Raw genomic sequence first — 22,878 nt, forward strand, 5'->3', positions numbered from 1 at the left:
GCCCACGCGGCGGAGCCGCACATCGATACAGCCCCGCGCCCCTGGGGTGTTGGCCCTGACCGGCGTTTACAGCCAGCCCTTCTCTCTCGCGATCCTTACCGCCTCCGCCCGGTTCCGCACCGCCAGTTTCTGGATCGCCGTCGAGAGGTAGTTGCGGACCGTGCCCTGGGACAGGTGCAGGGCTGCTGCCAATTCCGCGTTCGTGGAGCCGTCTTCCGCCGCGCGGAGTATCTCCCGCTCCCTGTCCGTCAAAGGGTTCGCGCCCTCCGCCAGGGCCGCTGCCGCCAGTGTGGGGTCGATGACGCGCTCGCCCGCGAGGACCTTGCGTACCGCTGCGGCGAGTTGGGAGGCGGGGGCGTCCTTGACCAGGAAGGCGTCGGCGCCGGACTCCATGGCGCTGCGGAGGTAGCCGGGGCGGCCGAAGGTGGTGAGGACGACCAGCTTCACGGCCGGGAGTTCCTTGTGCAGCAGGGCCGCCGCCTCGATGCCCGTCGCGCCCGGCATCTCGATGTCGAGGAGGGCCACGTCGATGTCGTGCTCGCGGGCGGCCGGCAGGACCTCGTCGCCGCGGGCGACCTGAGCGACCACCTCGATGTCGTCCTCCAGGCCGAGGAGGGCGGCCAGGGCCTCGCGGACCATCGACTGGTCCTCGGCGAGCAGGACCTTGATCGTGCGGCTGGTCATGGGGCGGATCCTACGTCCGCGGTGGAGTCGGCGGGGGCGCGGGCGAGCAGGCGGAATCCGTGCCGGGTGCCGCCCGCCTCCAGGGAGCCGCCCGCCTTGGCCAGGCGTTCGGTGAGGCCGGTGAGGCCGTTGCCGGGGGCGGTGCCCGAGCCGCCGGTGCCGTCGTCCTCCACGGAGAGTTCGAGGACCGGGCCGTCGAGGGTCTGGCGGCGGACGAGGTCCACCGTGCAGCGGCGGGCGCCGCTGTGCCGTACGACGTTGGTCACGGCCTCGCGCAGCGCCCAGGCCAGGGCCGACTCGCTCTCCTCGGGGATGCCGGCGAGGTCGGGGTCGGCGGGGAGGTTCGCGGTGACGCCGGCCGCCGTAAGCGCGACCCGGGCGCCCGCGAGTTCGGCGGGCAGGCGCGGGCGGCGGTAGCCGGTGACCGCCTCTCGGACGTCGACCAGGGCCTGTCGGCTGACCTGTTCGATGTCGGCGACCTGCCGGGCCGCCTTGTCGGGGTGGGCGGGCAGCATACGGCCCGCCAGCTCGCTCTTGAGCGTGATCAGGGAGAGGGAGTGGCCCAGCAGGTCGTGCAGGTCACGGGCGAGGCGCAGGCGCTCCTCGTTGGCGGCGAGCTGGGCGACGGTGGCACGGGCCTCGCGCAACTCGACGGTCGTACGGATGAGTTCGCGTACGCCGGACATGGAGAAACCGCCGAGGAGGGCCGGGAGGAGCAGCCCGGCCAGGAACGCCGTGCCGCCCGGGACGGCCAGGGCGATCAGTGTGAGCAGGGCGGCCACGGCGGGGATGACCAGGCGCGCGAGCCGCGTCGGGAGCGCCGCGCCGGACGCCACCGACACGTACACGAACAGGACGAGCCACTCGCGGCCGAGGCTGAGGGCGAGAATCGTGGACTGGGCGGTGAGGACGGCCAGCGAACCGAGCACCACGGCGGTGGCCCTGCCGCGTCCGGCGCGGAAGATCAGGGCGAAGTACCAGGCGATGAAGGCCACGACACCGAGCGAGCCGAGAACCTGGACGCCGGTGCTGTGGCCGCCGTGCAGCAGGTCGCCCACGGGCGCGCTCAGATACGCGAGCCAGATGCTGGTCCAGAGGAGCTTGATCACCCTCTGCCTGCGGTTCTGCGGCCGCTGCCCGATGTTGATCCCGATGCCGCTCACGCCTTCAGCGTGTCCTTCCGGTACAGCCAGGCCGCGCCGCCCGTGAACAGGACGAAGAAGACGGCGAGAAGGGCGACGTCCTGGGCGTGCGGGGCCCGGCTCTGTTCGATCGCCTGCCCCAGGGCAACATACGCGTGCGTGGGCAGCCACTCGGCGATGTCCTGCAGCCAGGACGGGAACGTCGTCGTCGGCATCCACAGTCCGCCCAGCATCGACAGGCCGAAGTAGGTGATCATCGTGATCGGCCGGACCGCGTCCCCGCTCGCCAGGTACCCGATGGCGACGCCGAGCGCGGCGAAGACGAGGCTGCCGGCCCAGATCGCGCCGGTGAGGGCGAGCCACTGCCAGGCGTCCAGCCGTACGTCCTTCACGGCCGCCGCCACGACGAAGACGACGACGATCGACGGCAGGCTCACCACGGCGGCGCTCGCGGTCTTCGCCAGGACGTAGCCGCGGCCCGGGAGCGCGGTCAGCCGCAGCTGCCGTACCCAGCCGCTCTCGCGCTCCTTGGCGATGCGTTCGCTGTTGCCCATCAGGACGGCGGTCAGGGCGCCGAAGGAGGCCATCGAGACCATCATGTAGGTCGGGAGGGTCAGGTCCGTGCCGGTGACCTCGGTCGTGCTGTCGGCGTTGCCCGCGATGATCAGGAACAGGACCGACGGGTAGATCACGGAGAAGAACAGGAACTTGCGGTTGCGCAGGGCGCGGGTGAGTTCCAGCTTGATCAGGCTGTTCATGACCGCTTGGCCTCCTCGGCGGTGGTGATGGCGACGAAGGCCTGCTCCAGGCCGAGCCCGGCGACTTCGAGGTTGCGGGGGAAGAGGCCGAGGCCGTAGAGGGCGTGGACGGTCGCGTCGGCGTCGGAGGACTGGATGCGGACGGTCTGGCCCGACACGTCGACGGAGGTCAGGAAGGGCAGGGTACGCAGCGGGGCCTCGTCGATCGCCCCCTCCAGGTCGAAGGAGATCCGGCGGGCGCCCGCCGTCGCCTTGATCTCGGCGGCCGTGCCGTCGGCCAGCAGCCGGCCCCGGTGCAGGACGAGGACCCGGTCGGCGATGGCGTCGGCCTCTTCGAGGTAGTGGGTGGCGAACAGGACGGTCCGCCCCTGCTCGGCCTGTTCGCGCATGGTGGCCCAGAAGGCCTGGCGGGTGGTGACGTCCATGCCGGTGGTCGGCTCGTCCAGGACGATCAGGTCGCTGTCGCCGGCAGTGGCGAGGGCGAAGCGGACGCGCTGGGCCTGGCCACCGGAGAGCTTGTCGACCTTGCGGTCGGCGAGCTGGGAGATGCCGGCGCGGGACAGTACGTCGGAAGGCTGGTACGGCCTCGGATGCAGGGCGCAGGCCAGCCGCACCAGCTCCGCGACCGTCACCTCGTCCATCAGCCCGCCGCTCTGCAGCATCGCGCCCACGCGCCCGGTGACGATCGCCTCGCGCGGGGTGGTGCCGAAGAGCCGGACGCTGCCGCTGTCCGGGTTCCTGAGGCCGAGCAGCAGGTCGAGGGTGGTCGACTTGCCGGCGCCGTTCGGGCCCAGCAGGGCCACGGTCTCCCCCGGATGCAGGGCCAGGGTCAGGCCGTCCACGGCCCGAACGCTCCCGTAGCCCTTGCTCACCTGGTCGAACGCGACCACCGGGGTGGTGGTCGCCGTTGTTGTCGTCATGGGAGCCAGGGTGGCAGTGCAGGCCCGGCGCCCGGCAGTGTCGGTGATCCCGAGTGCCGGATGACAGATGTCATACGACGGCCTCGGCTCCGTACGACGAGAGGGCACCCGGCGGGTGCCGGGTGCCCTCTCGTGCGGTCGTGCTCCGCTAGTTCGGGGTGGTGTCGATCACTACGGTGCGCTCCGCCGCCGTCTTGCCGCGCAGAGCCTTGCCCAGCGCGGAGGCGACGTCCTGCGGCAGGACGTCCCGCTTGCCGCTCGCGCCGTCGATCTGCACGCCCTCGAAGGTGGTGCCGTACGCCTCCTTGAGCGCCTCGAGGTCGTACGTCTCCACGAGCTTGCCGCCCACGGCCTTGAAGCCGAGGATCTTCGGCAGTGACAGGGAGCCGAACTTGATGCTGTGCGCCGCGTCGGTCTGAACGATGGCGAGTTCGGACATCGCCGGCTCCGCGAACTCCTTCATCATCCGGTCGACCTCGGCGTTCGAGATCGTCGGCTGCTTGGTGGTCGTCGGGAGCGTCACCGCGGGGGCCGTGCCGGTCTCCACCTGGGTGCGGTACGCCTCCTCGACCGCCTCGGTCGACCTGGCGACGTCGACGCCCTTGCCCGCCTTGCCGTACACGGCCACGGCCTTGCCGGACTTGAACTCGATGGTGCCGTCGGTCGCCGAGCCGGTGCCGCCCGCGGTGTCCTGGAGTTCGGCCTGCAGCTTCTCCTCGTCGACCGGCATGACCGGGTCGACGACCCGGTGGTTGCCGAACAGCGAGCCGATCACGGAGACCGGGTTGTAGTCGCTGTGCGCCGCCCCGCTGACGGTGGCCGCCATGTCGAACTGGAGCCCGGCCTGTTCCGGCTTGAGCGTGACGCTCTTGCCGTCGACCGTGAGCTTCAGGTCCTTGTTCACCCGGCCGTCGAAGGCCTTGTTGAGCTTCTCGACGGCGTCGTCCCGGGTGCCGCCGCCGATGTCGACGCCGAGCACGGTGGTGCCCTTGGGCACGTCGGAGCTGTTCATCAGCAGCCCGGCGCCGTAGGCACCCGCGGCGATGACGATCACGCCGGTGCAGAGGAGGGCGAGCTTGTTGCGGCCCTTCTTCTTGGGCTTCTTGGGCTTCTTGGACGCGGCGGGCGCGGCCTGCCGGCCGGGTTCGGGCTTCGGGGCCGCGTGGGGCACCGGGGCGTCGGTGTGGGCGCCCGGCGGGAAGGTCCCGTTGCGGTCCGCCGGCACGACGGGGATGCCGCTGGTGACGGTGTGCCCGGAGACGTTGTCTGAGGCGCCGCCGAAGCCGTGGCCGCCGGGTTCGGGGGCGGGCTTCTGCGGGGTGAGGATCGCGGTGTCGTCACTCATACCGCCGCCGGGGCCGAGGCCGCCGAGGGCGGGGTTGCCGAGGGCAGGAGTGCCGCCGGGGCCGGTGGGACCACCGAGGGCGGGAGACCCGCCCGGACCCGTCGGACCACCCAGGGCAGGAGATCCACCAGGACCGGTCGGGCCGCCGAGCGCAGGAGAACCGCCGGGGCCGTTCGGACCCCCGAAGGCCTGCGGCGCACCGGGGCCGCCGGGACCCGCGGGTCCGCCACGGCTGTCGGGACCACCCGGGCCGGCAGGTCCGGAACGCCCGGAGGGAGAACCGGGACCGCCGGGACCGCCCGGGCCGCGGCCCTCGGAGAGACCGCCGGGACCACCGGGGCCACCGGGCCCGCCGATGCCGTCAGGCCCGTTGAAGTCGTAGGAGCCGCCGAGGGTGTCACTCACCCCGCCGACGGGCGGAACGATCGGACCGTCGCCGGTGACCGGACCGCCGGTCGGGCCCGCGGGGCCCTGCCCGCCGCCCGGGCCTCCGGGGCCGCCGGGGCCGTTCGGGCCGTTGAAACCGCTCGGGCCGCCGGGGCCGCTCGGGCCGCCGTAGGGACTCTGGCCGTTCGGACCGCCGTAGCTGCTCAGGTCGGTGTCGTAACCGCTCAGCGCGCTCTGACCGCCGGTGCCGTTCTGACCACCGTCGTTCAGACCGGAACCGTGAGGACCGGAACCGTGAGGACCGGCACCGTTCTGACCGTTGCCGTTCTCCGAGAAGTACGGCAGGTCGTCGCGGCCCGGGCCGGGGCGGGAGCCGCCCGTCTGGGGGCCGCCCGCGGACAGCGCCTCGGTCACGTCGAAGGAGCCGGTGCCGCCGCCGTGGCCGGGGGCGACGGGGCCGCCGGTGGCACCACCGGGGGCTCCGGAGCCGTTCGTGCCACCCGGGCGGGAGCCGTTCGCTCCGCCGGACCGGGAGCCGCCCGGCACGCTCATGGAGCCGACCACCCCACCGGGCCGGGCACCACCGGGACGCGTACCGGCGCCCGCAGCGCCCCCAGCACCCGCAGCACCCGAACCGCCCGGCGTACCGGCCCCGTTGGTGGAGCCCCCGCCCGGACTGCCCTTGGCGGGCCCGGACTTGCGCGGCGCGAACCAGTCGCTCGTCTTCTCGTCGGCGCCCGGGGCACCCTCGGCGGGAGACTCGACGACGCCCGTGGACATGGCGGCGCCCGGCGCCGGCGCCTCGGCGTCGTCCGTGCCGTTGCCGTCGGAGCCCTCGGCATCGGGGACGGTCTGGCGCACGACGACCGGCGGAATGGGCCGAGATCCGGGGATGTTGATCCGGATCCTGGTGGTCAGCGTGGTCTCGGTCTTGCGTTCCTCCGGCTGCGCGGCCGAACGGCCCGCGTCCGCACCGCCGTCGGAAGCCGTGGGCGTCCCGTACGGCGGCGTGCCCGAGGGGTATGCGGCTCCGCCGCGCCCGTTGGGCCCGGAGGACGGACTGTCAGTTTCACGACTCAAGGCAGGTTCTCCCGGTTGGCTCCGCCGCCCGCGTTACGACCTCTCTCGGGCGGCTCGGCGGCGCGCACCACCATACTGGCCACTTCTGGCGTGTATCCCACGACCGCCGGGGAAACCATCACCGGACTCCCACGCGCTCCGTACGGCGAAGTGGTACGTCACTTCCCAAGTCGGACGCCATCGCCGTCCGGTTGCCGCCCCTGGGCAAGCGTGGCGCAGATCACAGCAACGGCCATCCCGCCGAGCAGGAAAAGGTAGGACCCGCTGCCCGCGGCGAAGACGAAGTCGCCTTCCGGCCGGCTGGCGGTGAGCAGGATGACCGCGACGATCCAGCCGCCGGCGGGCGCGACGGCCCCGGCCCGGCTGCCGGTGGCTCTCGCTCCGCCGAGGCAGAGCCCGGCCTCGCCGGCGAGACCGAGCAGCAGCCCGCCCGGGAACCAGCCGGACTGCACCAGCGACCCGGCCACGCCGACCAGTGCGCCGAGCACGAGGAGCCCGAGGTAGGCGGCGGCCCGCCCGAAGGAGGGCCGCTGCAGGGGCTGGGCCAGCGCGGAGGTCGTCCGGTCACTCATGACGTCTCCTCGATACCGGACATCTCCTCGACACCGGCGAACAGGTCGGTCTCCCGCGAGCCGGACGCCGCCCGCTCCCCGCGCACCAACTCGTAGTACTCGGTGGTGAAGAGGGGCTGCGCGAGCTCGTTGGAGAGCAGGAAGTACGGGTCGGCGACCGTGATCTGCGTGGCGTGCGCGCGCATCGCGGCGGCCTTGGCGGCGGCGTGGGCGGTGCCGTCGATCTCGGCGGTGACGCGCTCGTCGGCCACCACGCCCGGTACGTCGTCGATGACCGCCGCCTTGGTGAAGGGGAGGCCGGGCAGCTCCCTCTCGAGCCGCGCGAAGGCGTCTTCGGCGACGGAGCGCGGTACCCGGTTCCAGTAGACCTTGGCGATCCCGATGCCCGCTTCGGCGGCCAGATCGGCCGCGCGCATGGCGACGCGGTGGGCCTGGATGTGGTCGGGGTGGCCGTAGCCGCCGTTCTCGTCGTAGGTGACGAGGACCTGCGGCCGTACCTCGCGGATCACCTCGAGCAGCCGCGCGGCCGCCTCGTCGACGTCGGCCTGCCAGAAGCACCCCGGGTCGTCGTTGTCGGTGAGGCCCATCATTCCGGAGTCCTGGTAGCGCCCCGGGCCGCCGAGCTGCCGGAAGTCCTCGACGCCGAGCTCACGCATCGCGGCCGTGAGCTCGCGCAGCCGGTGCTCGCCGAGGGCGGCGCCGGTCAGATGCCCGAGCCCGGGCGGGATGACCTCGCCGCGTTCACCGAGGGTGCAGGTGACCAGTGTCACCCGGGCACCCTCGGCCGCGTACCTGGCCATGGTCGCGCCGTTGTTGATCGACTCGTCGTCCGGGTGCGCGTGCACCAGCAGCAGACGCCGGGCGGGCAGTTCCGTCATGGGGCCACTCTAAAGGGCTGGTCAGAACTTGATACTTCCGATCATGCCCGCGATGTTCGTCGTCAGCTCACTGATCGTCGGGGCCACCGTGGACGAAGCCAGGTAGAAGCCGAGCAGGACGCACACGACCGCATGACCTCCCTTCAGCCCTGACTTCTTGATCAGAAGGAAGACGACGATCGCCAGCAGCACCACCGCCGAAATCGAGAGTGCCACGGCGGCTCACCTCCAAAGAACCCAGGGACGTGGGGGGTCGGACGGGGAACGGAACTATGGGGGCAGATAAATCCATACAAGATGCCAGCAGGTTGATACCCACTATGCGCTAGTGATCATAACTATCCGTACGTGCGCATCGATCGGCGCACGGCCTCACAAGGGGGCGCACGGCCAATATGGTCGTGGCATGACGACCGAGCCTGACTCCTTCCCCCGTCGGCACGCCCGCACCCAGCGGTTCACGCTCGGCGCGCCACGCGCGTTCACCGTGGCGCCCGACGGTTCCCGTGTCGTTTTCCTGCGTTCGAGCTCCGGCACGGACCGGGCCAACTCGCTCTGGGTCCTCGACCTTCCGGACGCCGGGGAGCGCGTCGCGGCGGACCCGCGCGCCCTCCTGGGCGGCGCCGAGGAGCACCTCTCGCCCGAGGAGCGGGCGCGGCGCGAACGCAGCCGTGAGGGCGGTGCCGGCGTGGTCGGCTACGCCACCGACTCCGCCGTCGAGTTGGCCTCTTTCGCCTTGTCAGGGCGGCTTTTCACGGCGGAGCTGCGGGCCGGCACGGCACGCGAACTCCACGTCCCCGGACCGGTGATCGACCCGCGCCCCTCCCCCGACGGACGGCACGTCGCGTACGTGGCGCAGGGCGCCCTGCGGGTCGTGGGCGCGGAGGGCGAGGGGGACAGGGCGCTGACGGAACGCGAGTCGGAGCAGGTCACCTATGGTCTGGCGGAGTTCATCGCGGCCGAGGAGATGGGCCGTTCGCGAGGCTTCTGGTGGTCGCCGCAGTCGGACCGGCTGCTGGTCGCGCGCGTGGACGACACGCCGGTGCGGCGGTGGTGGATCTCCGATCCGGCCCACCCGGAGCGTGAGCCACACCACGTGCCGTACCCGGCGGCGGGCACCGACAACGCGGAGGTACGGCTCTTCGTGATCGGCCTGGACGGGGCGCGCACGGAGGTCGTCTGGGACCGGGCGCGCTATCCGTATCTGGCGCATGTGCACTGGTCAGCGGCGGGTGCGCCACTGCTGCTCGTACAGGCGCGCGACCAGCGCAGTCAGCTGTATCTGGCCGTGGATCCGGAGACCGGCACGACCCGGATGGTGCACGCGGACGAAGATCCAATTTGGCTGGATCTTTTCCCTGGAGTGCCGTCCTGGAGCCCCTCCGGACAGCTGGTGCGCATCGCCGACGAAGGAGGTGCGCGGGTTCTGGCGGTCGGTGAACGGCCGCTGACGGGAGCCCAGTTGCACGTGCGGGCGGTGCTAGACGTCGCCGACGACGACGTGCTGGTCTCCGCGTCGGCCGGCGAGGACGCCGAGTCCCCGGAGACCGGCGAGGTGCACGTCTACCGGGTCAACGAGCTCGGCCTGGAGCGCCTCTCACAGGAACCCGGCGTGCACTCGGCGGTGCGCGCCGGGGGCGTGACCGTGCTGGTGTCCGCCGCACTGGACCGGCCGGGCGCCCGCGTCCAGGTACTGCGCGACGGCAAGCCGGTGGCGAGTGTCACCTCATACGCCGAAGATCCTGGTATGTCCCCGCGCGTGACGCTCACCGAGGGGGGCGCACGACGAATCCCGTGCGCCGTGCTTATGCCTACTGACTACGACGGGGACACTCCCCTTCCCGTGCTGCTGGATCCGTACGGCGGTCCGCACGGCCAGCGGGTGGTCGCCGCGCAGAATCCGTACCTGACCTCGCAGTGGTTCGCCGACCAGGGGTTCGCCGTGGTCGTCGCGGACGGCCGGGGCACTCCGGGCCGCTCCCCCGCCTGGGAGAAGGCGGTCAGGGACGACCTCGCGGAGGTGGTCCTGCAGGACCAGGTCGACGCGCTCCAGGCCCTCGCCGCCGACTTCCCGCTCGACCTGAACCGGGTCGCGATCCGCGGCTGGTCCTTCGGCGGCTACCTGGCCGCGCTCGCGGCCCTGCGCCGCCCGGACGTCTTCCACGCGGCCGTGGTGGGCGCCCCGGTCACGGATCTGCGGCTGTACGACACCCACTACCAGGAGCGCTACCTGGGCCACCCCGACGAGCAGCCCGAGGTCTACCGCCGCAACTCCCTGCTCGACGACGCGGGTCTGGTCGACGCCGCGGAACCGCACCGCCCGATGATGATTATCCACGGCCTGGCGGACGACAACGTGGTGGTCGCCCACTCACTGCGGCTGTCCTCGGCCCTGCTGGCCGCCGGCCGCCCGCACGAGGTGCTGCCACTGTCCGGCGTGACCCACATGACCCCGCAGGAGGCGGTCGCCGAGAACCTGCTGCGGCTTCAACTGGACTTCCTTCGGCGCACTCTTGGGCTGGGCTGAGCCTCAACTCTCCGCAGAGCACCGCAACCCACAATTGAGGAACCACGACGAAGCACCAGCCAGGTCCGCGAGAGCGGCGCCGGTTTAGGCGCAAAAAAGGGCAACGGGCCGGAGCGACATGGCGCGCTCCGGCCCGTTTACGGCACCCGCACGGCCGTACGTTGTTCAGACTGACGCGTCCGTATATCGGGATCGGGTCGGCCGAGTTGCCTGCTTGTAAACGCGATTGCTGTGTATTTGTACGACTATGCCGCGCCCTCTGTGTGATCGTCCGGGGGCACGACCTGCTTCTCCTCCGCGAAGTGGCAGGCCGAGTCGTGGGCCGCCGGGCCGGGGACGTGGCGGAACTCGGCAGGGACCGCCAGCGCCGGCACCTCTACCGCGCACCGCTCCCGCGCCTTCCAGCAGCGGGTGCGGAAGCGGCAGCCTGAGGGGATGTTGGTCGGGGACGGCACGTCGCCCGCCAGGATGATCCGCTCCCGGTGTTCGCGGGCCTCCGGGTCGGGCACGGGGACCGCGGACAGCAGCGCCTGGGTGTAAGGGTGCGTGGGATGGTCGTAGATCTCGGCGTCCTTGCCGATCTCGACGATCCGCCCGAGGTACATGACCCCGACCCGGTCCGAGATGTGCCGGACGATCGACAGGTCGTGCGCGATGAAGACGTACGAGAGGTCGAACTCGTCCTGGAGGCTCGCCATCAGGTTGATGACCTGCGCCTGCACCGAGACGTCCAGGGCCGAGACCGGTTCGTCGGCGACGATCACCTCCGGGCGCAGCGCCAACCCCCGTGCGATACCGATGCGTTGGCGCTGGCCGCCGGAGAACTGGTGCGGATAGCGGTTGATGTACTCGGGGTTGAGGCCGACGACGTCCAGGAGCTCCTGGACCTTGCGGCGGCGGTCGCCCTTCGGGGCCACCTCGGGGTGGATGTCGTACGGCTCCCCGATGATGTCGCCCACCGTCATCCGGGGGTTGAGCGAGGTGTAGGGGTCCTGGAAGACCATCTGGATGTTGCGGCGCACGGCCTTCAGGGCGCGGCCGGACAGCCTGCCGATGTCCTCGCCCTTGTACTTGATCGAACCGGCCGTCGGCTGCTCCAGGTTGACCAGCATCTTGGCGACCGTCGACTTGCCACAGCCGGACTCCCCGACGATGCCCAGGGTTTCACCGCGGTTCAGGGTGAAGTCGACGCCGTCGACGGCCTTCACCGCGCCGACCTGCTTCTTGAAGAGGATGCCCGTGGTGAGCGGGTAGTGCTTGACCAGCCCGCTGACCTCCAGAATCGGCTCAGCCATGCAGGCACTCCGTCCAGAAGTGGCAGGCGCTGCCCCGGTCGTCCGACACCTCGTACAGCGGCGGTTCGTCGGTGCGGCACACGTCCTGGGCCATGGGACAGCGGGGGTTGAAGGCGCAGCCCGGCGGGATGTGCATGAGGTTGGGCGGCAGGCCCTTGATGGCGTAGAGCTCCTGGCCCTTCTGGTCCAGGCGCGGGATGGAGTCCAGCAGGCCCCGGGTGTACGGGTGCGCGGGCGCCTTGTAGATGTCGTGCACGGGCGCCGACTCCACGATCCGGCCCGCGTACATGACGACGATGCGGTCGGCCACGTCCGCGACCACGCCCAGGTCGTGGGTGATGAGGATCAGCCCCATGTGGTACTCGCGCTGCAACTCCGCGAGCAGGTCCATGACCTGGGCCTGGACCGTCACGTCCAGGGCCGTCGTCGGTTCGTCGGCGATGATCAGCGCCGGTTCCAGGGCCAGCGCCATCGCGATCATGATGCGCTGGCGCATACCGCCGGAGAACTGGTGCGGGTAGTCGCGCACCCGCGCCCCGGCGCCGGGGATGCGGACCCGGTCCATCAGCTCGACGGCCCTGGCCCGCGCGTCCTTCTTCGACATCCCCCGGTGGACGACGAACATCTCGCCGAGCTGGTCGCCCACGGAGAGGACGGGGTTCAGCGACGACAGCGCGTCCTGGAAGATCATCACCAGCTCGGCGCCACGGACCTTCCGCCGCTCCTCCTCCTTCAGCTTCAGCAGATCCCGGCCCTGGAAGAGGATCTCGCCGCCGGTGATCCGCCCCGGCGGGATGTCGAGGATGCCCATGATCGCCTGCGCGGTCACCGACTTGCCGGAGCCGGACTCGCCGAGCACGGCGAGGGTCTCGCCCGCGTCCACGCCGTAGTTCACACCGTTGACGGCCCTGGCGACCCCGTCCCTGGTCCGGAACTCCACGTGCAGGTCACGCACTTCGAGCAGCATGACGGCGGCTCACCTCAGCTTCGGATCGAGGGCGTCGCGCACCGCGTCGCCCAGCATGATGAACGCGAGCACGGTGAGCGCCAGCGCTCCCGCCGGCCAGAGCAGCATGTGCGGGGCGTTGCGGATGTAGGACGAGGCCGCGGAGATGTCGATCCCCCAGCTGACGGTCGGCGGCTTCAGCCCGACGCCGAGGTACGACAGGGTCGCCTCCAGCGCGATGTAGGTGCCGAGCGCGATGGTCGCCACGACGATCACCGGCGCGACGGCGTTGGGCATGATGTGCCGGAGCAGGATCCGGGAGTTGGAGGCGCCCAGCGCCCGGGCGGCCTGGACGTAGTCGTTCTGCTTGGCGGTGATGACGGAGCCGCGGGCGATGCGGGAGATCTGCGGCCAGCCCAGCAGCACCATGAAGCCGATCACCGGCCACACGGTGTTGCTGGTGACGACCGACAGCAGGACAAGACCGCCGAGGACGACCGGGATCGCGAAGAAGACGTCGGTGATCCGGGACAGGAACGAGTCGGAGAGCCCGCCGAAGAACCCGGCGAGCCCGCCCAGCACCGAGCCGAGCAGGGACACCCCGAGCGTGGCGCAGACGCCGACCGTGACGGACGTACGGGCGCCGTGGACGGTACGGGTGTAGACGTTGCAGCCCTGGCCGTCGTAGCCGAACGGCGCACCGGGCTGGGAGCCCTCCTGGGCCTTGGCGAGGTCGCACTTGAGCGGGCTGCCGGAGGCGATCAGCGACGGCCAGATCGAGATGACGACGAGGAAGAGGATCACCAGGCCGGAGATGATGAAGACCGGGTTCCGGCGCAGGTCGCGCCAGGCGTCGGACCACAGGGAGCGGGGCCGGTCCCAAGGGCCCGTGCCGTCCGGGCCGCCGGGGCGCTTCTCCAGGGTCTCGCCCTCGCTGGTGGCCAGGTCCATCGCGCCGCCCATGCCGGTCGCGGCGATCGCTCCGTCCTCGGGAGCCCGGCCCCCGCCGGACAGGTACGGCTCCTGCGGGAGGGGCTCAGGCATAGCGGATCCTGGGGTCGAGTACGGCGTACAGGAGGTCGACGATCAGGTTGGCGACCAGGAAAACCAGGACTAGGACCGTCACGAAGCCGACGACGGTCTGGGTGTTCTGGCGGAGGATGCCCTGGTAGAGCTGGTAGCCGACGCCGTGGATGTTGAAGATGCGCTCGGTGACGATGGCTCCGCCCATCAGGGCGCCGATGTCGGTGCCGATGAAGGTGACGACGGGGATGAGCGAGTTGCGCAGCAGGTGCCGGGTGATCACCCGGCGACGAGGCAACCCCTTCGCGACCGCCGTACGCACGTAGTCGGACCGCTTGTTCTCCGCGATGGAGGTCCGGGTCAGGCGGGTGACGTAGGCGAGGGAGACCGAGGCGAGGACCAGGCCCGGCACGATCAGCTCGCCGAAGGTGGCGTCCGCCGACACCGACGGTTTGATCCAGCCCCACTCGACGCCGAGGAGGAGCTGGAGCAGCAGACCGGTGACGAAGGTGGGGACCGAGATCACGACGAGGGTGAACATCAGGACCGAGGTGTCGACGGGGCGGCCGCGACGCAGACCCGTGATGACCCCGAGCGTGATGCCGATGACGATCTCGAAGAGGATGGCGACGATCGTCAGCCGGATGGTGACCGGGAACGCCGTCGACATCAGCTCGGTGACCTCCTGGCCGTTGAACGCGGTGCCGAAGTCGCCGGTGAAGACGTTCCCCATGTAGGTCAGGTACTGCTGCCAGACCGGTTTGTCGAGGCCGAACTCCTTCTCCAGCTGGGCGGCCGTGGACGGGTCGCACTGCCTCTCGCCGCACAGGCCGGCGATGGGGTCGCCCATCACGTTCACCATGAGGAAGATCAGCAGGGTGGCCCCGACGAAGACCGGGATCATCTGGAGCAGCCGCCGGACGACGTACCGTCCCATGCCGGCGCCTCAGCCGACCTTGATCTGATCGTAGACCGGGACGCTGAAGGGATTGAGCTTCACGTTGGACAGCCGCTCCGAGTAGCCGGCGCTGCCGTTCTGGTACCAGAGCGGGATGGCGCCCATGTCGTCCCTGAGGACCTCCTCGGCCTGCTGGAACTTCTCCACCGCAGTCGCCGGGTCGGTCTCGGCGTTGGCCTCGTCGACGAGCTGGTCGAACTCCTTGTTGGTCCACTTGCCGTCGTTGGAGGAGGCGTTGGTGTAGTACAGCGGCTGCAGGAAGTTCTGGATCAGCGGGTAGTCCATCTGCCAGCCGGCGCGGAACGGGCCGGGCATCTTCCGGTCGGTGATCTGGTTGCGGAAGTCGGCGAAGGTGCCGATCGGGTTGCCGACGCAGGCCTTGTCGTTGTCGAGCGCGTTGTTGATGGAGTTGCAGACCGCGTCGACCCACTCCCGGTGGGAGCCGGTGTCCGCGTTGTACGTGATCTTGACCTGACCGCCGGGGAGCCCGCCGCCCTCCTCGATCAGCTTCTTGGCGGCGTCGGCGTCGTACTCGCAGGCGTCCCCGCACAGACCTTCCTTGAAGCCGCCGTCCTCGCCGAGCACCGGAGAGGTCCAGTCGGTGGCGGGGGTGCGGGTCTTCTGGAAGATCGTCTCGGTGATCTGCTCGCGGTTGATGGCCCGGGACAGTCCGGTGCGGACCTTCTCCATCCCGGCCTTGTTCCAGGCGTCGTCGTAGAACGGGAAGGAGAGGGTCTGGATGATGCCGGCCGGGGTGTTGATGTACCGGTCGCCGAGGTCGTTCTGGACGTTCTTGAGCTGGGCGGCGGGGACGTCGTCGACCAGGTCGAGGTTGCCGGCCATCAGGTCGGTGTAGGCGGTGTTGTTGTCGGTGTAGACCTTCAGGTCCACGCCGCCGTTCTGCGCCTTGTCCGTGCCGGGGTAGCCGTCCCAGGCCCGCAGGGACATCTGCGAGCCCTTGGTGTACGAGTCGATGGTGTACGGCCCGTTGCCGACCGGCTTCGCCACCCAGGCGTCGTGGTCGTCGAAGAAGGCCCGCGGGAGAGGGGCGTAGGCGGGGTAGCCGAGGGTGTCGGGGAAGGTCGAGAACTTCTGGCTGAGCTTGACCGTGAAGGTCCTGTCGTCGACGACCTTCAGGCCGGAGAGCGTGTCGGCGCTCTGCTTGCCGCCGTCGCCGTCGTCATCGGGGTGGGTCTTGTCGTAGCCCTCGATGTAGCCGAAGAAGTACGCGTTCTTCTGGTTGTTCTTCAGGCTCGCGCCGTAGTTCCAGGCGTCGACGAAGGACTTGGCGGTGACCTTCTCGCCGTTGCTGAAGGTCCAGCCGTCCTTGATGGTGACGGTGAAGTTCTGCGAGTCCGAGGTGTCGATCTTCTCGGCGAGCATGTCCTCGGCCTTGCCGGTCTCCGGGTCGTACTTCTTCAGACTCCGGAAGATCATGTCGAGGACCTTGCCGCCCTGCACCTCGTTGGTGTTGGCCGGCTCCAGCGGGTTCTGCGGGTCTCCCCAGGAGGAACTGAGCACCGCGCCGGTGTCGCCGCTGCCGCCGGTGTCGCTGTCACCGCCCCCGCAGGCCGTCGCGGCGAGCGCTGCCGCCGCCGCGCAGGCGGCCCATCTGGCGTGCGTGGCTCCACGCATGGAGTGCCTCCTCTGAATGCCGGTCCGTTATCGGCAAATATCGGGGCAAAGGATGGATACCGCACACGGGCTCGGGCCTTTGGAGGTACGCGCCATCCGGATGCACGCACCCGAACGGGACACTGAAGCGGACGATCCGGTTCCGAAGCAATGGATCTTCACCATGAGGCGCAATGGATCTTCGGCAAGCGATACCGAACCGTTGGAAAGGAACGTCCCGGTGTACGCATTCCGACACACCGGCGTCCGTATATCGAACTCATTGACCGATTGGTCCAGTTAGTCCGATGTAAGACACGAGTCGATCACGGCACGCTACACGCGTAGCTACGGAAGAGTCATTGAAAGGCAAAGAACGTAAAGAGAAACCCAAGTCGACCCAGATTTTATTGACCTTGAACGAATTGCGTTGAAAAAGTCCGGCGTAGCCCGTAGGGGAGTGCCCTGCGGAGTCATCAGACTTTTCCGTGGGCCAGGAGCACCATGACCCCCCCAACATCTGCGGCTGCCCCGCTCGAGGTGACCGACGAGACCGTCGAGAAGCCTGTGGCGTCCTCCACCCTCAAGGGCGCCGAGAGCCGCTCCCCGGGCCGTCTCGCCTGGACCCGCTTCAAGCGGGACCGGACGGGCGTGATCTCCGCGTGCATCGTGATCTTCTTCTTCGTGATCGCGATATGTGCTCCGCTGATCGCCTCGCTCTACGGCAAGGACCCGTACACGCTGTACGGCCAGGAGCAGACCGGCCTGCTCAACGAGGCCGGCTTCCCGCTCAAGCCGAACGGCGGCATCGACGGCGACTTCTGGTTCGGCATCGAACCGGCACTGGGCCGCGACGTCTTCACGTTCCTCCTGTACGGCATCCGCACCTCGCTGCTCATCGCAACGGCCACCACGGTCCTGGTCACCATCATCGGCGTGGTCATCGGCATCACCGCCGGTTACCTCGGCGGCAGGACCGACTACCTCATCGGCCGGGTCATCGACATCCTGCTGTCGTTCCCGTCCACGCTGTTCTTCATCGCCTTCATGCCCGTCGTGTACGGCCTCTTCGTCGCCCCCGACGACGAGATCCCCACCTCGTTGCGGGCCACCTGCCTGATCCTCGTCCTCACGGCCTTCGGCTGGGCGTCCATCGCCCGCCTGCTGCGCGGCCAGGTACTGGCCCTGCGTGAGCGGGAGTTCGTGGAGGCGGCGAAGGTGACCGGGGCCTCGCCGGCCCGCATCATCTTCAAGGAACTGCTGCCCAACCTGTGGACTCCGATCCTGATCCAGTCCACCCTCGCCCTCCCGGCCTTCGTGACCGCGGAGGCGGGCCTCGCCTTCCTCGGCGTCGGCATCATCGACCCGACCCCGGACTGGGGCGTCATGATCCAGCGCGGCGCGCAGTTCTACACGGAAGACATCACCTTCATGATCTTCCCGGGCGTCTCGATGATCATCTTCGTCCTCGCCTTCAACCTGCTCGGCGACTCGGTACGCGACGCACTCGACCCGAAGTCCAAGCGCTGAGTCCTACCCGGCCCGGTCATCGTCGTCCGGTCGCCGACAGCTCGTAGCCCGTCTCTCTCATCCATCACGTCTAGGCAGGTAGCCATGTCCTTTTCCCGCAGAAACTTCCTGATAGCCACCACCGTGGCTGCAGGTGCGTCCACCGTCCTGAGCGCGTGCAGCAGCGGCAACGCCGGTGGCAGCGGCGGTAGCTCCACCAAGGCACCCCAGGGCAAGGCTGCCCAGATCACCGTCGGCACCAAGGCCGACTCCGCGGGCCCCGCCCCGGAGATGCCGGGCGCGGTCAAGGGCGGCACGATCTACACCCTCGACCAGATCGACTTCGACCACCTGGACCCGGCGCAGATCTACTCGTCGTACACGGGTGCCGGCTCGGTCCTGTTCCTGCGCGGTCTGACCGGCTACCGGGTCGACTCCAAGGGCAACACCACCCTGGTCGGCGACCTCGCCACGGACGCGGGCACCGTGAAGGACGGCGGCAAGACCTGGTCGTTCACGCTGAAGGACGGCGTGAAGTGGGAGGACGGCGCCGACGTCACCATCGACGACGTCCGCCACACCTTCGAGCGCCTCTTCGCCTCCTTCGTCACCGAGGGTCCCCGCTACCCGCAGGGCTGGCTCGAGGGCGGCGACAAGTACAAGGGCCCCTACGACGGCAAGCACCTGTCCTCGCTCGAGATCGACGGCAGCACGATCACCTTCCGGCTGAAGGAAGCGCACGCCGACTTCCCGTTCATGCTGGCCATGCGAGGCTTCGCGATCGTGCCCAAGAAGCACGACACGCAGAAGAAGTACGACAAGCGCCCCTACTCCTGCGGCCCGTACAAGATCCAGTCCCGCAGCATCGACAAGTCCCTGACCCTGGTGCGCAACGAGCACTGGGAGGCCGACAAGGACCCGGTCCGCAACGGCTACCCGGACAAGGTCGTCATGCAGTTCGGCTTCCAGGCGCTGGCCTCCACGGACCGCTACATCGCGGACTCGGGCAACGACCAGTTCTCGCTCTCCCTGCTCAACGAGGTCGCTCCCGAGCGCATCTCGAAGGTGCTCGGCGACGCCACGCTGAAGAAGCGCGTGCTGACCCAGGTCGACACGACCTGCTACTACTTCCCGATCAACCTGACCCGCGTCAAGGACGTCAAGGTCCGCCAGGCCCTCAACTGGGCGTGGCCCGCGGCTCAGCTCAAGCAGCTGCGCGGTGGTTCGGCCGTGACCGCGACCGCGACCACGATCATCTCCCCGCTCACCCCGGGCCACACGGACTTCGACCTGTACGGCAAGAAGACCAAGCCGATGGGTGACCCGGAGAAGGCCAAGGCGCTCCTGAAGGAGGCCGGTGCCGAGGGCCAGAAGATCGTCATCGCCTTCCAGCAGTCCGACCAGGCCGTCAAGTCGGCCGTCACCATCAAGACCGCCCTCACCAAGGCCGGCTTCGACGTGGTGACCCAGCAGGTCGACAAGACGACCTTCTACAGCCAGATCGGCCAGCTGGACAACAAGTTCGACATGTTCGCCGCCGGCTGGGGCCCGGACTGGCCGGCCGGTTACGCGGTCATCCAGCCCTGCTGGGACGGCAGCCAGATCTCCGACGGCGGCGTCAACTGGTCGCAGCTGAACAACACCAGCGTGAACAAGGCCATCACCGAGGCCACCGCCATCACCGACCCGGACAAGGCCAACGCCGCCTGGGGCGCGATCGACAAGCAGATCATGGAGCTCGCGGCCTGCGTCCCGGACTACAACCCGGTCCGCAACTACTTCTACGGCTCCAAGGTCGGCGGCGTCGTCTACAACGCCGGCGACACCTGCGTCGCCATCGGCAAGGTCTTCGCCAAGGCCTGACGTCTCCTCGGGGCGGCGGTTCTAGCGACCGCCGCCCCGGCCCCGTCCACGCTCCCCACACCCCCGGCGACGGCGCCCCGTCCGGAAAGTCTCACCCCATGTTCCGTTTCCTGGTCCGCCGAGTGCTCGGCGCACTCGTCATTCTGCTGATCATCAGCGCCGTCACCTTCTTCCTCTTCTACGCCATCCCGCGTGACCCGGCACGGATGGCCTGCGGCAAGGTCTGTGACGACCAACTGCTCGCGCAGGTACGGCAGAACCTCGGGATCGCCGACCCGATGCCGGTCCAGTACTGGCACTGGCTGCAGGGCATCTTCGTGGGCCGTGACTACACGGGCGTCGGGCACTGCGACGCGCCGTGCCTCGGCTACTCGTTCACCAACAGCGAGCCGGTCTTCGGCACGATCATGGACCGCTTCCCGACGACGCTGTCCCTCGCCTTCGGTGCGGCCTTCTTCTTCCTGATCGTCGGTATCGGCGCGGGCATGGTGGCCGCGGTCAAGCAGGGCAAGGCCCTGGACAAGATCGCCAGCTCGTTCTCGCTGCTCGGCTCGTCGATGCAGATCTACTTCGTCGGCTACATCGCGATGTTCTTCCTGGTGCAGCAGGCCGGCATCCTGAGCCAGCCCTCGTACACGCCGTTCACCGAGAACCCGGGCGCCTGGGTCTCCGGCCTCCTGCTGCCGTGGATCGTGCTGTCCATCATCTTCACCGCCAACTACACCCGAATGACCCGCTCGCAGCTGGTGGAGCAGCTGAGCGAGGACTACGTGCGCACGGCCCGCGCCAAGGGCCTGTCGCGGCGCTCGGTCTTCTTCCGCTTCGCCTGGCGCGGTGCCATGGGGCCGATCGTGACCATCTTCGGCATCGACATGGGCACGCTGATCGGCGGCGCGATCATCACCGAGTCGACGTTCAGTCTCCAGGGCATCGGCACGCTAGCTGTCCGCGCGGTCACCGACAGCGACCTGCCCATGCTGCTCGGCGTCACGGTCGTCGCGGCCGCCGGCATCGTCTTCGCCAACATCATCGTGGACGCCGTCTACGCCCTCATCGACCCGCGGATCCGGCTCGCCTGACCTCCGCCCCAGCCATATTCCTCCCACCGCCCCACCCGGCGACCTCGCATCACCCCCTCAGGAGCGTCCCCGTGACGAGCACCGATCAGCAGCCTTTCCTCTCCGTCAGGGACCTGAAAGTCCACTTCTCCACCGAGGACGGCATCGTCAAGGCCGTCGACGGCCTCAGCTTCGACGTCGCCAAGGGCAAGACGCTCGGCATCGTGGGCGAGTCGGGTTCCGGCAAGTCCGTCACCAACCTGACGATCCTGGGCCTGCACGACCGTGCCCGCACCGCGATCGACGGGGAGATCCTGCTCGACGGCAAGGAGCTGCTCACCGCCTCCGAGCGGGAGCTGGAGCGGCTGCGCGGCAACAAGATGGCGATGATCTTCCAGGACGCCCTGGCCTCGCTGTCGCCGTACCACACCATCGGCAAGCAGATCGGCGAGACGTACCGCAAGCACACGGGTGCCTCCAAGAAGGAGGCGCGGGCGCGGGCGATCGAGATGCTGAAGCGGGTCGGGATCCCGCAGCCGGACATGCGGGTGGACGACTACCCGCACCAGTTCTCCGGCGGCATGCGCCAGCGCGCGATGATCGCCATGGCGCTGGTCTGCGACCCCGAGCTGCTGATCGCGGACGAGCCGACGACGGCCCTGGACGTGACGGTCCAGGCGCAGATCATGGATCTGCTCAAGGATCTCCAGCAGGAGTTCGGGACGGCGATCGTCTTCATCACGCACGACCTCGGTGTCATCGCCGACATCGCGGACGACGTGCTGGTGATGTACGGCGGCCGGTGCGTGGAGCGCGGCACCAAGAAGGAGGTGCTGCGCAGCCCGCAGCACCCCTACACGCTGGGCCTGATGAACTCGATGCCGAGCCTGGACGGTCCGGTGGACGTGCCGCTGTCGCCGATCCCGGGCTCGCCGCCCTCGCTGCTCAACCCGCCGTCGGGGTGCCGCTTCCACCCGCGGTGCACCTTCGCCGAGAAGGTCGCGGGCGGGCTGTGCTCGACCGAGCAGCCGGCCCTGGAGGTCGTGGCGGGCCGGGGTTCCGCCTGCCACCTCACGCCGGACCAGCGCCGGGAATTCTTCGCCGACTTCGCCGTAGCCCGGCACAACTGACGGACACGAGACGGGACTTCAAGATCATGAGCAACGCGAACCCCCTCCTGGACGTCAGCGGTCTGACCAAGCACTTCCCGATCAAGGGCGGCTTCCCGATCCGGCGCACGGTCGGTGCCGTGCAGGCCGTGGACGGGCTGGACTTCTCGGTCGCCGAGGGCGAGAGCCTGGGCCTGGTCGGCGAGTCCGGCTGCGGCAAGTCGACGACCGGACGCCTGATCACGCGGCTGCTGGAGCCGACGGGCGGCAAGGTCTCGTACCGCGGCCAGGACATCACGCACGCCGGCCGCAAGGAGCTGGCGCCGATCAGGTCCGAGATCCAGATGATCTTCCAGGACCCGTACGCGTCCCTGAACCCCCGGCAGACGGTCGGCAAGATCATCGCCGGTCCGATGGAGATCAACGACATCAACCCGGCGGGCGGCCGCGAGAAACGCGTCCGTGAGCTGCTGGAGATCGTCGGCCTCAACCCCGAGCACTACAACCGCTTCCCGCACGAGTTCTCCGGCGGCCAGCGCCAGCGCATCGGTGTGGCCCGCGCGTTGGCACTGCAACCGAAGCTGATCGTGGCCGACGAGCCGGTCTCGGCCTTGGACGTCTCCATCCAGGCGCAGGTCGTGAACCTGCTCCAGCAGGTCCAGAAGGACCTGGGCATCGCCTTCGTCTTCATCGCCCACGACCTCGCGATCGTCCGCCACTTCTCGCAGCGCGTGGCGGTCATGTACCTCGGCAAGATCGTGGAGATCGCCGACCGCGACGACCTCTACGGCAATCCGCGCCACCCCTACACGCGGGCCCTGCTGTCCGCCGTACCCGAGGCCACCGCGGACGACGTCCCGGCCCGTGAGCGCATCCTCCTCAAGGGCGACGTGCCGTCCCCGATCAACCCGCCCTCCGGCTGCCGCTTCCGCACCCGCTGCTGGAAGGCGACGGACAAGTGCGCGAGCGAGGCCCCGCCGCTGGTCCAGGTCGAGGGCAACAAGCCCGGCCACCTCACCGCCTGCCACTACCCCGAGTCGGAGGGATCCGTTCCGGCCCCCCGCCTCTCCAAGGACCCCCAGGCGGCGGTCTGACAACACCCCTTTACCGTCAGCCGCCTCCACATCGGAACGGACCTTCCGGCCCATTGACCCGAGCCCACGAACGTCCGCTCCAGGGGACGAAGGCCCGCGCCCACCCAGGCGCGGGC

19 protein-coding genes are annotated in these 22,878 nt (G+C 69.5%); 6 read left to right on the forward strand and 13 right to left on the reverse strand.

Annotation, left to right across the window (positions count from 1 at the left end):
• Positions 1–66 precede the first annotated feature (66 nt).
• The 8 genes from AC5P09_RS00700 to AC5P09_RS00735 all read right to left on the reverse strand — a co-directional run bounded on the left by AC5P09_RS00700 (position 67) and on the right by AC5P09_RS00735 (position 7,982).
• Positions 67–684, reverse strand: coding sequence for a response regulator transcription factor (locus AC5P09_RS00700; RefSeq protein ID WP_493871906.1), 618 nt, complete (start codon positions 682–684; stop codon positions 67–69).
• Positions 681–1,847 (reverse strand): sensor histidine kinase, encoded by a 1,167-nt coding sequence (locus AC5P09_RS00705; protein ID WP_493871907.1) that lies wholly within the window; start codon positions 1,845–1,847, stop codon positions 681–683. Before AC5P09_RS00705 ends, AC5P09_RS00700 begins: the two co-directional genes overlap by 4 nt.
• Positions 1,844–2,584, reverse strand: coding sequence for an ABC transporter permease (locus AC5P09_RS00710; RefSeq protein ID WP_493871908.1), 741 nt, complete (start codon positions 2,582–2,584; stop codon positions 1,844–1,846). Before AC5P09_RS00710 ends, AC5P09_RS00705 begins: the two co-directional genes overlap by 4 nt.
• A complete protein-coding gene (locus AC5P09_RS00715; protein ID WP_493871909.1) occupies positions 2,581–3,504 on the reverse strand; it encodes an ABC transporter ATP-binding protein in 924 nt (307 codons plus the stop codon). The genes AC5P09_RS00710 and AC5P09_RS00715 overlap by 4 nt, the downstream gene beginning before the upstream one ends.
• A gap of 148 nt (positions 3,505–3,652) precedes the next feature.
• Complete coding sequence (locus AC5P09_RS00720) at positions 3,653–6,316, reverse strand: hypothetical protein (RefSeq protein ID WP_493871910.1); 2,664 nt, start codon at positions 6,314–6,316, stop codon at positions 3,653–3,655.
• A gap of 158 nt (positions 6,317–6,474) precedes the next feature.
• Complete coding sequence (locus AC5P09_RS00725; protein ID WP_493871911.1) at positions 6,475–6,888, reverse strand: DUF6113 family protein; 414 nt, start codon at positions 6,886–6,888, stop codon at positions 6,475–6,477.
• The gene (mshB, locus tag AC5P09_RS00730; RefSeq protein ID WP_493871912.1) at positions 6,885–7,766 is read right to left on the reverse strand and encodes an N-acetyl-1-D-myo-inositol-2-amino-2-deoxy-alpha-D-glucopyranoside deacetylase; all 882 of its coding nucleotides are present in this window, start codon (positions 7,764–7,766) and stop codon (positions 6,885–6,887) included. The genes AC5P09_RS00725 and mshB overlap by 4 nt, the downstream gene beginning before the upstream one ends.
• A gap of 21 nt (positions 7,767–7,787) precedes the next feature.
• Complete coding sequence (locus AC5P09_RS00735) at positions 7,788–7,982, reverse strand: hypothetical protein (RefSeq protein WP_053749487.1); 195 nt, start codon at positions 7,980–7,982, stop codon at positions 7,788–7,790.
• Positions 7,983–8,172: 190 nt separating this feature from the next.
• Between AC5P09_RS00735 and AC5P09_RS00740 the strand changes: the two genes are divergently transcribed.
• Positions 8,173–10,293, forward strand: coding sequence for a S9 family peptidase (locus AC5P09_RS00740; RefSeq protein ID WP_493871913.1), 2,121 nt, complete (start codon positions 8,173–8,175; stop codon positions 10,291–10,293).
• A gap of 245 nt (positions 10,294–10,538) precedes the next feature.
• Here the strand turns inward: AC5P09_RS00740 and AC5P09_RS00745 are convergent, their stop codons facing one another.
• Genes AC5P09_RS00745 through AC5P09_RS00765 form a run of 5 tightly spaced genes read right to left on the reverse strand, consistent with a single transcriptional unit; the run spans position 10,539 to position 16,150 of the window.
• A complete protein-coding gene (locus AC5P09_RS00745) occupies positions 10,539–11,588 on the reverse strand; it encodes an ABC transporter ATP-binding protein (RefSeq protein ID WP_493871914.1) in 1,050 nt (349 codons plus the stop codon).
• On the reverse strand, positions 11,581–12,555 hold the full coding sequence (locus AC5P09_RS00750) for an ABC transporter ATP-binding protein (protein ID WP_493871915.1): 975 nt from the start codon (positions 12,553–12,555) through the stop codon (positions 11,581–11,583). The genes AC5P09_RS00745 and AC5P09_RS00750 overlap by 8 nt, the downstream gene beginning before the upstream one ends.
• A 9-nt stretch (positions 12,556–12,564) precedes the next feature.
• Positions 12,565–13,578, reverse strand: a complete 1,014-nt coding sequence (locus AC5P09_RS00755) for an ABC transporter permease (RefSeq protein WP_493871916.1) — start codon at positions 13,576–13,578, stop codon at positions 12,565–12,567.
• A complete protein-coding gene (locus AC5P09_RS00760) occupies positions 13,571–14,494 on the reverse strand; it encodes an ABC transporter permease (protein ID WP_493871917.1) in 924 nt (307 codons plus the stop codon). The genes AC5P09_RS00755 and AC5P09_RS00760 overlap by 8 nt, the downstream gene beginning before the upstream one ends.
• A gap of 9 nt (positions 14,495–14,503) precedes the next feature.
• Positions 14,504–16,150 carry a peptide ABC transporter substrate-binding protein gene (locus AC5P09_RS00765; RefSeq protein ID WP_493871918.1) on the reverse strand — a complete coding sequence of 549 codons (1,647 nt, stop codon included), beginning with the start codon at positions 16,148–16,150 and terminating at the stop codon, positions 14,504–14,506.
• Positions 16,151–16,633: 483 nt separating this feature from the next.
• On the opposite strand from AC5P09_RS00765, the gene AC5P09_RS00770 reads away from it, so the two are divergent.
• The 5 genes from AC5P09_RS00770 to AC5P09_RS00790 all read left to right on the forward strand — a co-directional run bounded on the left by AC5P09_RS00770 (position 16,634) and on the right by AC5P09_RS00790 (position 22,762).
• Complete coding sequence (locus AC5P09_RS00770) at positions 16,634–17,659, forward strand: ABC transporter permease (protein WP_266434169.1); 1,026 nt, start codon at positions 16,634–16,636, stop codon at positions 17,657–17,659.
• A gap of 84 nt (positions 17,660–17,743) precedes the next feature.
• Positions 17,744–19,501 (forward strand): ABC transporter substrate-binding protein, encoded by a 1,758-nt coding sequence (locus tag AC5P09_RS00775; protein ID WP_493871919.1) that lies wholly within the window; start codon positions 17,744–17,746, stop codon positions 19,499–19,501.
• Positions 19,502–19,599: 98 nt separating this feature from the next.
• Positions 19,600–20,580, forward strand: coding sequence for an ABC transporter permease (locus AC5P09_RS00780; RefSeq protein ID WP_307677136.1), 981 nt, complete (start codon positions 19,600–19,602; stop codon positions 20,578–20,580).
• A 71-nt stretch (positions 20,581–20,651) separates the two neighbouring features.
• A complete protein-coding gene (locus AC5P09_RS00785) occupies positions 20,652–21,689 on the forward strand; it encodes an ABC transporter ATP-binding protein (protein ID WP_493871920.1) in 1,038 nt (345 codons plus the stop codon).
• Between the two features lie 26 nt (positions 21,690–21,715).
• Complete coding sequence (locus tag AC5P09_RS00790; protein ID WP_493871921.1) at positions 21,716–22,762, forward strand: ABC transporter ATP-binding protein; 1,047 nt, start codon at positions 21,716–21,718, stop codon at positions 22,760–22,762.
• The last annotated feature ends 116 nt before the right edge of the window (positions 22,763–22,878 follow it).

It is taken from the genome of Streptomyces sp. a15, from assembly GCF_059026085.1.

What these genes read in the sequence shown, in the direction of transcription:
- AC5P09_RS00770 (WP_266434169.1), top strand. Translation starts at nt 16,634, where the DNA reads ATGACCCCCCCAACATCTGCGGCTGCCCCGCTCGAGGTGACCGACGAG.
- AC5P09_RS00710 (WP_493871908.1), bottom strand. Translation starts at nt 2,584, where the DNA reads ATGAACAGCCTGATCAAGCTGGAACTCACCCGCGCCCTGCGCAACCGC.
- mshB (WP_493871912.1), bottom strand. Translation starts at nt 7,766, where the DNA reads ATGACGGAACTGCCCGCCCGGCGTCTGCTGCTGGTGCACGCGCACCCG.
- AC5P09_RS00750 (WP_493871915.1), bottom strand. Translation starts at nt 12,555, where the DNA reads ATGCTGCTCGAAGTGCGTGACCTGCACGTGGAGTTCCGGACCAGGGAC.
- AC5P09_RS00775 (WP_493871919.1), top strand. Translation starts at nt 17,744, where the DNA reads ATGTCCTTTTCCCGCAGAAACTTCCTGATAGCCACCACCGTGGCTGCA.
- AC5P09_RS00760 (WP_493871917.1), bottom strand. Translation starts at nt 14,494, where the DNA reads ATGGGACGGTACGTCGTCCGGCGGCTGCTCCAGATGATCCCGGTCTTC.
- AC5P09_RS00780 (WP_307677136.1), top strand. Translation starts at nt 19,600, where the DNA reads ATGTTCCGTTTCCTGGTCCGCCGAGTGCTCGGCGCACTCGTCATTCTG.
- AC5P09_RS00740 (WP_493871913.1), top strand. Translation starts at nt 8,173, where the DNA reads ATGACGACCGAGCCTGACTCCTTCCCCCGTCGGCACGCCCGCACCCAG.
- AC5P09_RS00755 (WP_493871916.1), bottom strand. Translation starts at nt 13,578, where the DNA reads ATGCCTGAGCCCCTCCCGCAGGAGCCGTACCTGTCCGGCGGGGGCCGG.
- AC5P09_RS00765 (WP_493871918.1), bottom strand. Translation starts at nt 16,150, where the DNA reads ATGCGTGGAGCCACGCACGCCAGATGGGCCGCCTGCGCGGCGGCGGCA.
- AC5P09_RS00725 (WP_493871911.1), bottom strand. Translation starts at nt 6,888, where the DNA reads ATGAGTGACCGGACGACCTCCGCGCTGGCCCAGCCCCTGCAGCGGCCC.
- AC5P09_RS00790 (WP_493871921.1), top strand. Translation starts at nt 21,716, where the DNA reads ATGAGCAACGCGAACCCCCTCCTGGACGTCAGCGGTCTGACCAAGCAC.
- AC5P09_RS00715 (WP_493871909.1), bottom strand. Translation starts at nt 3,504, where the DNA reads ATGACGACAACAACGGCGACCACCACCCCGGTGGTCGCGTTCGACCAG.
- AC5P09_RS00745 (WP_493871914.1), bottom strand. Translation starts at nt 11,588, where the DNA reads ATGGCTGAGCCGATTCTGGAGGTCAGCGGGCTGGTCAAGCACTACCCG.
- AC5P09_RS00700 (WP_493871906.1), bottom strand. Translation starts at nt 684, where the DNA reads ATGACCAGCCGCACGATCAAGGTCCTGCTCGCCGAGGACCAGTCGATG.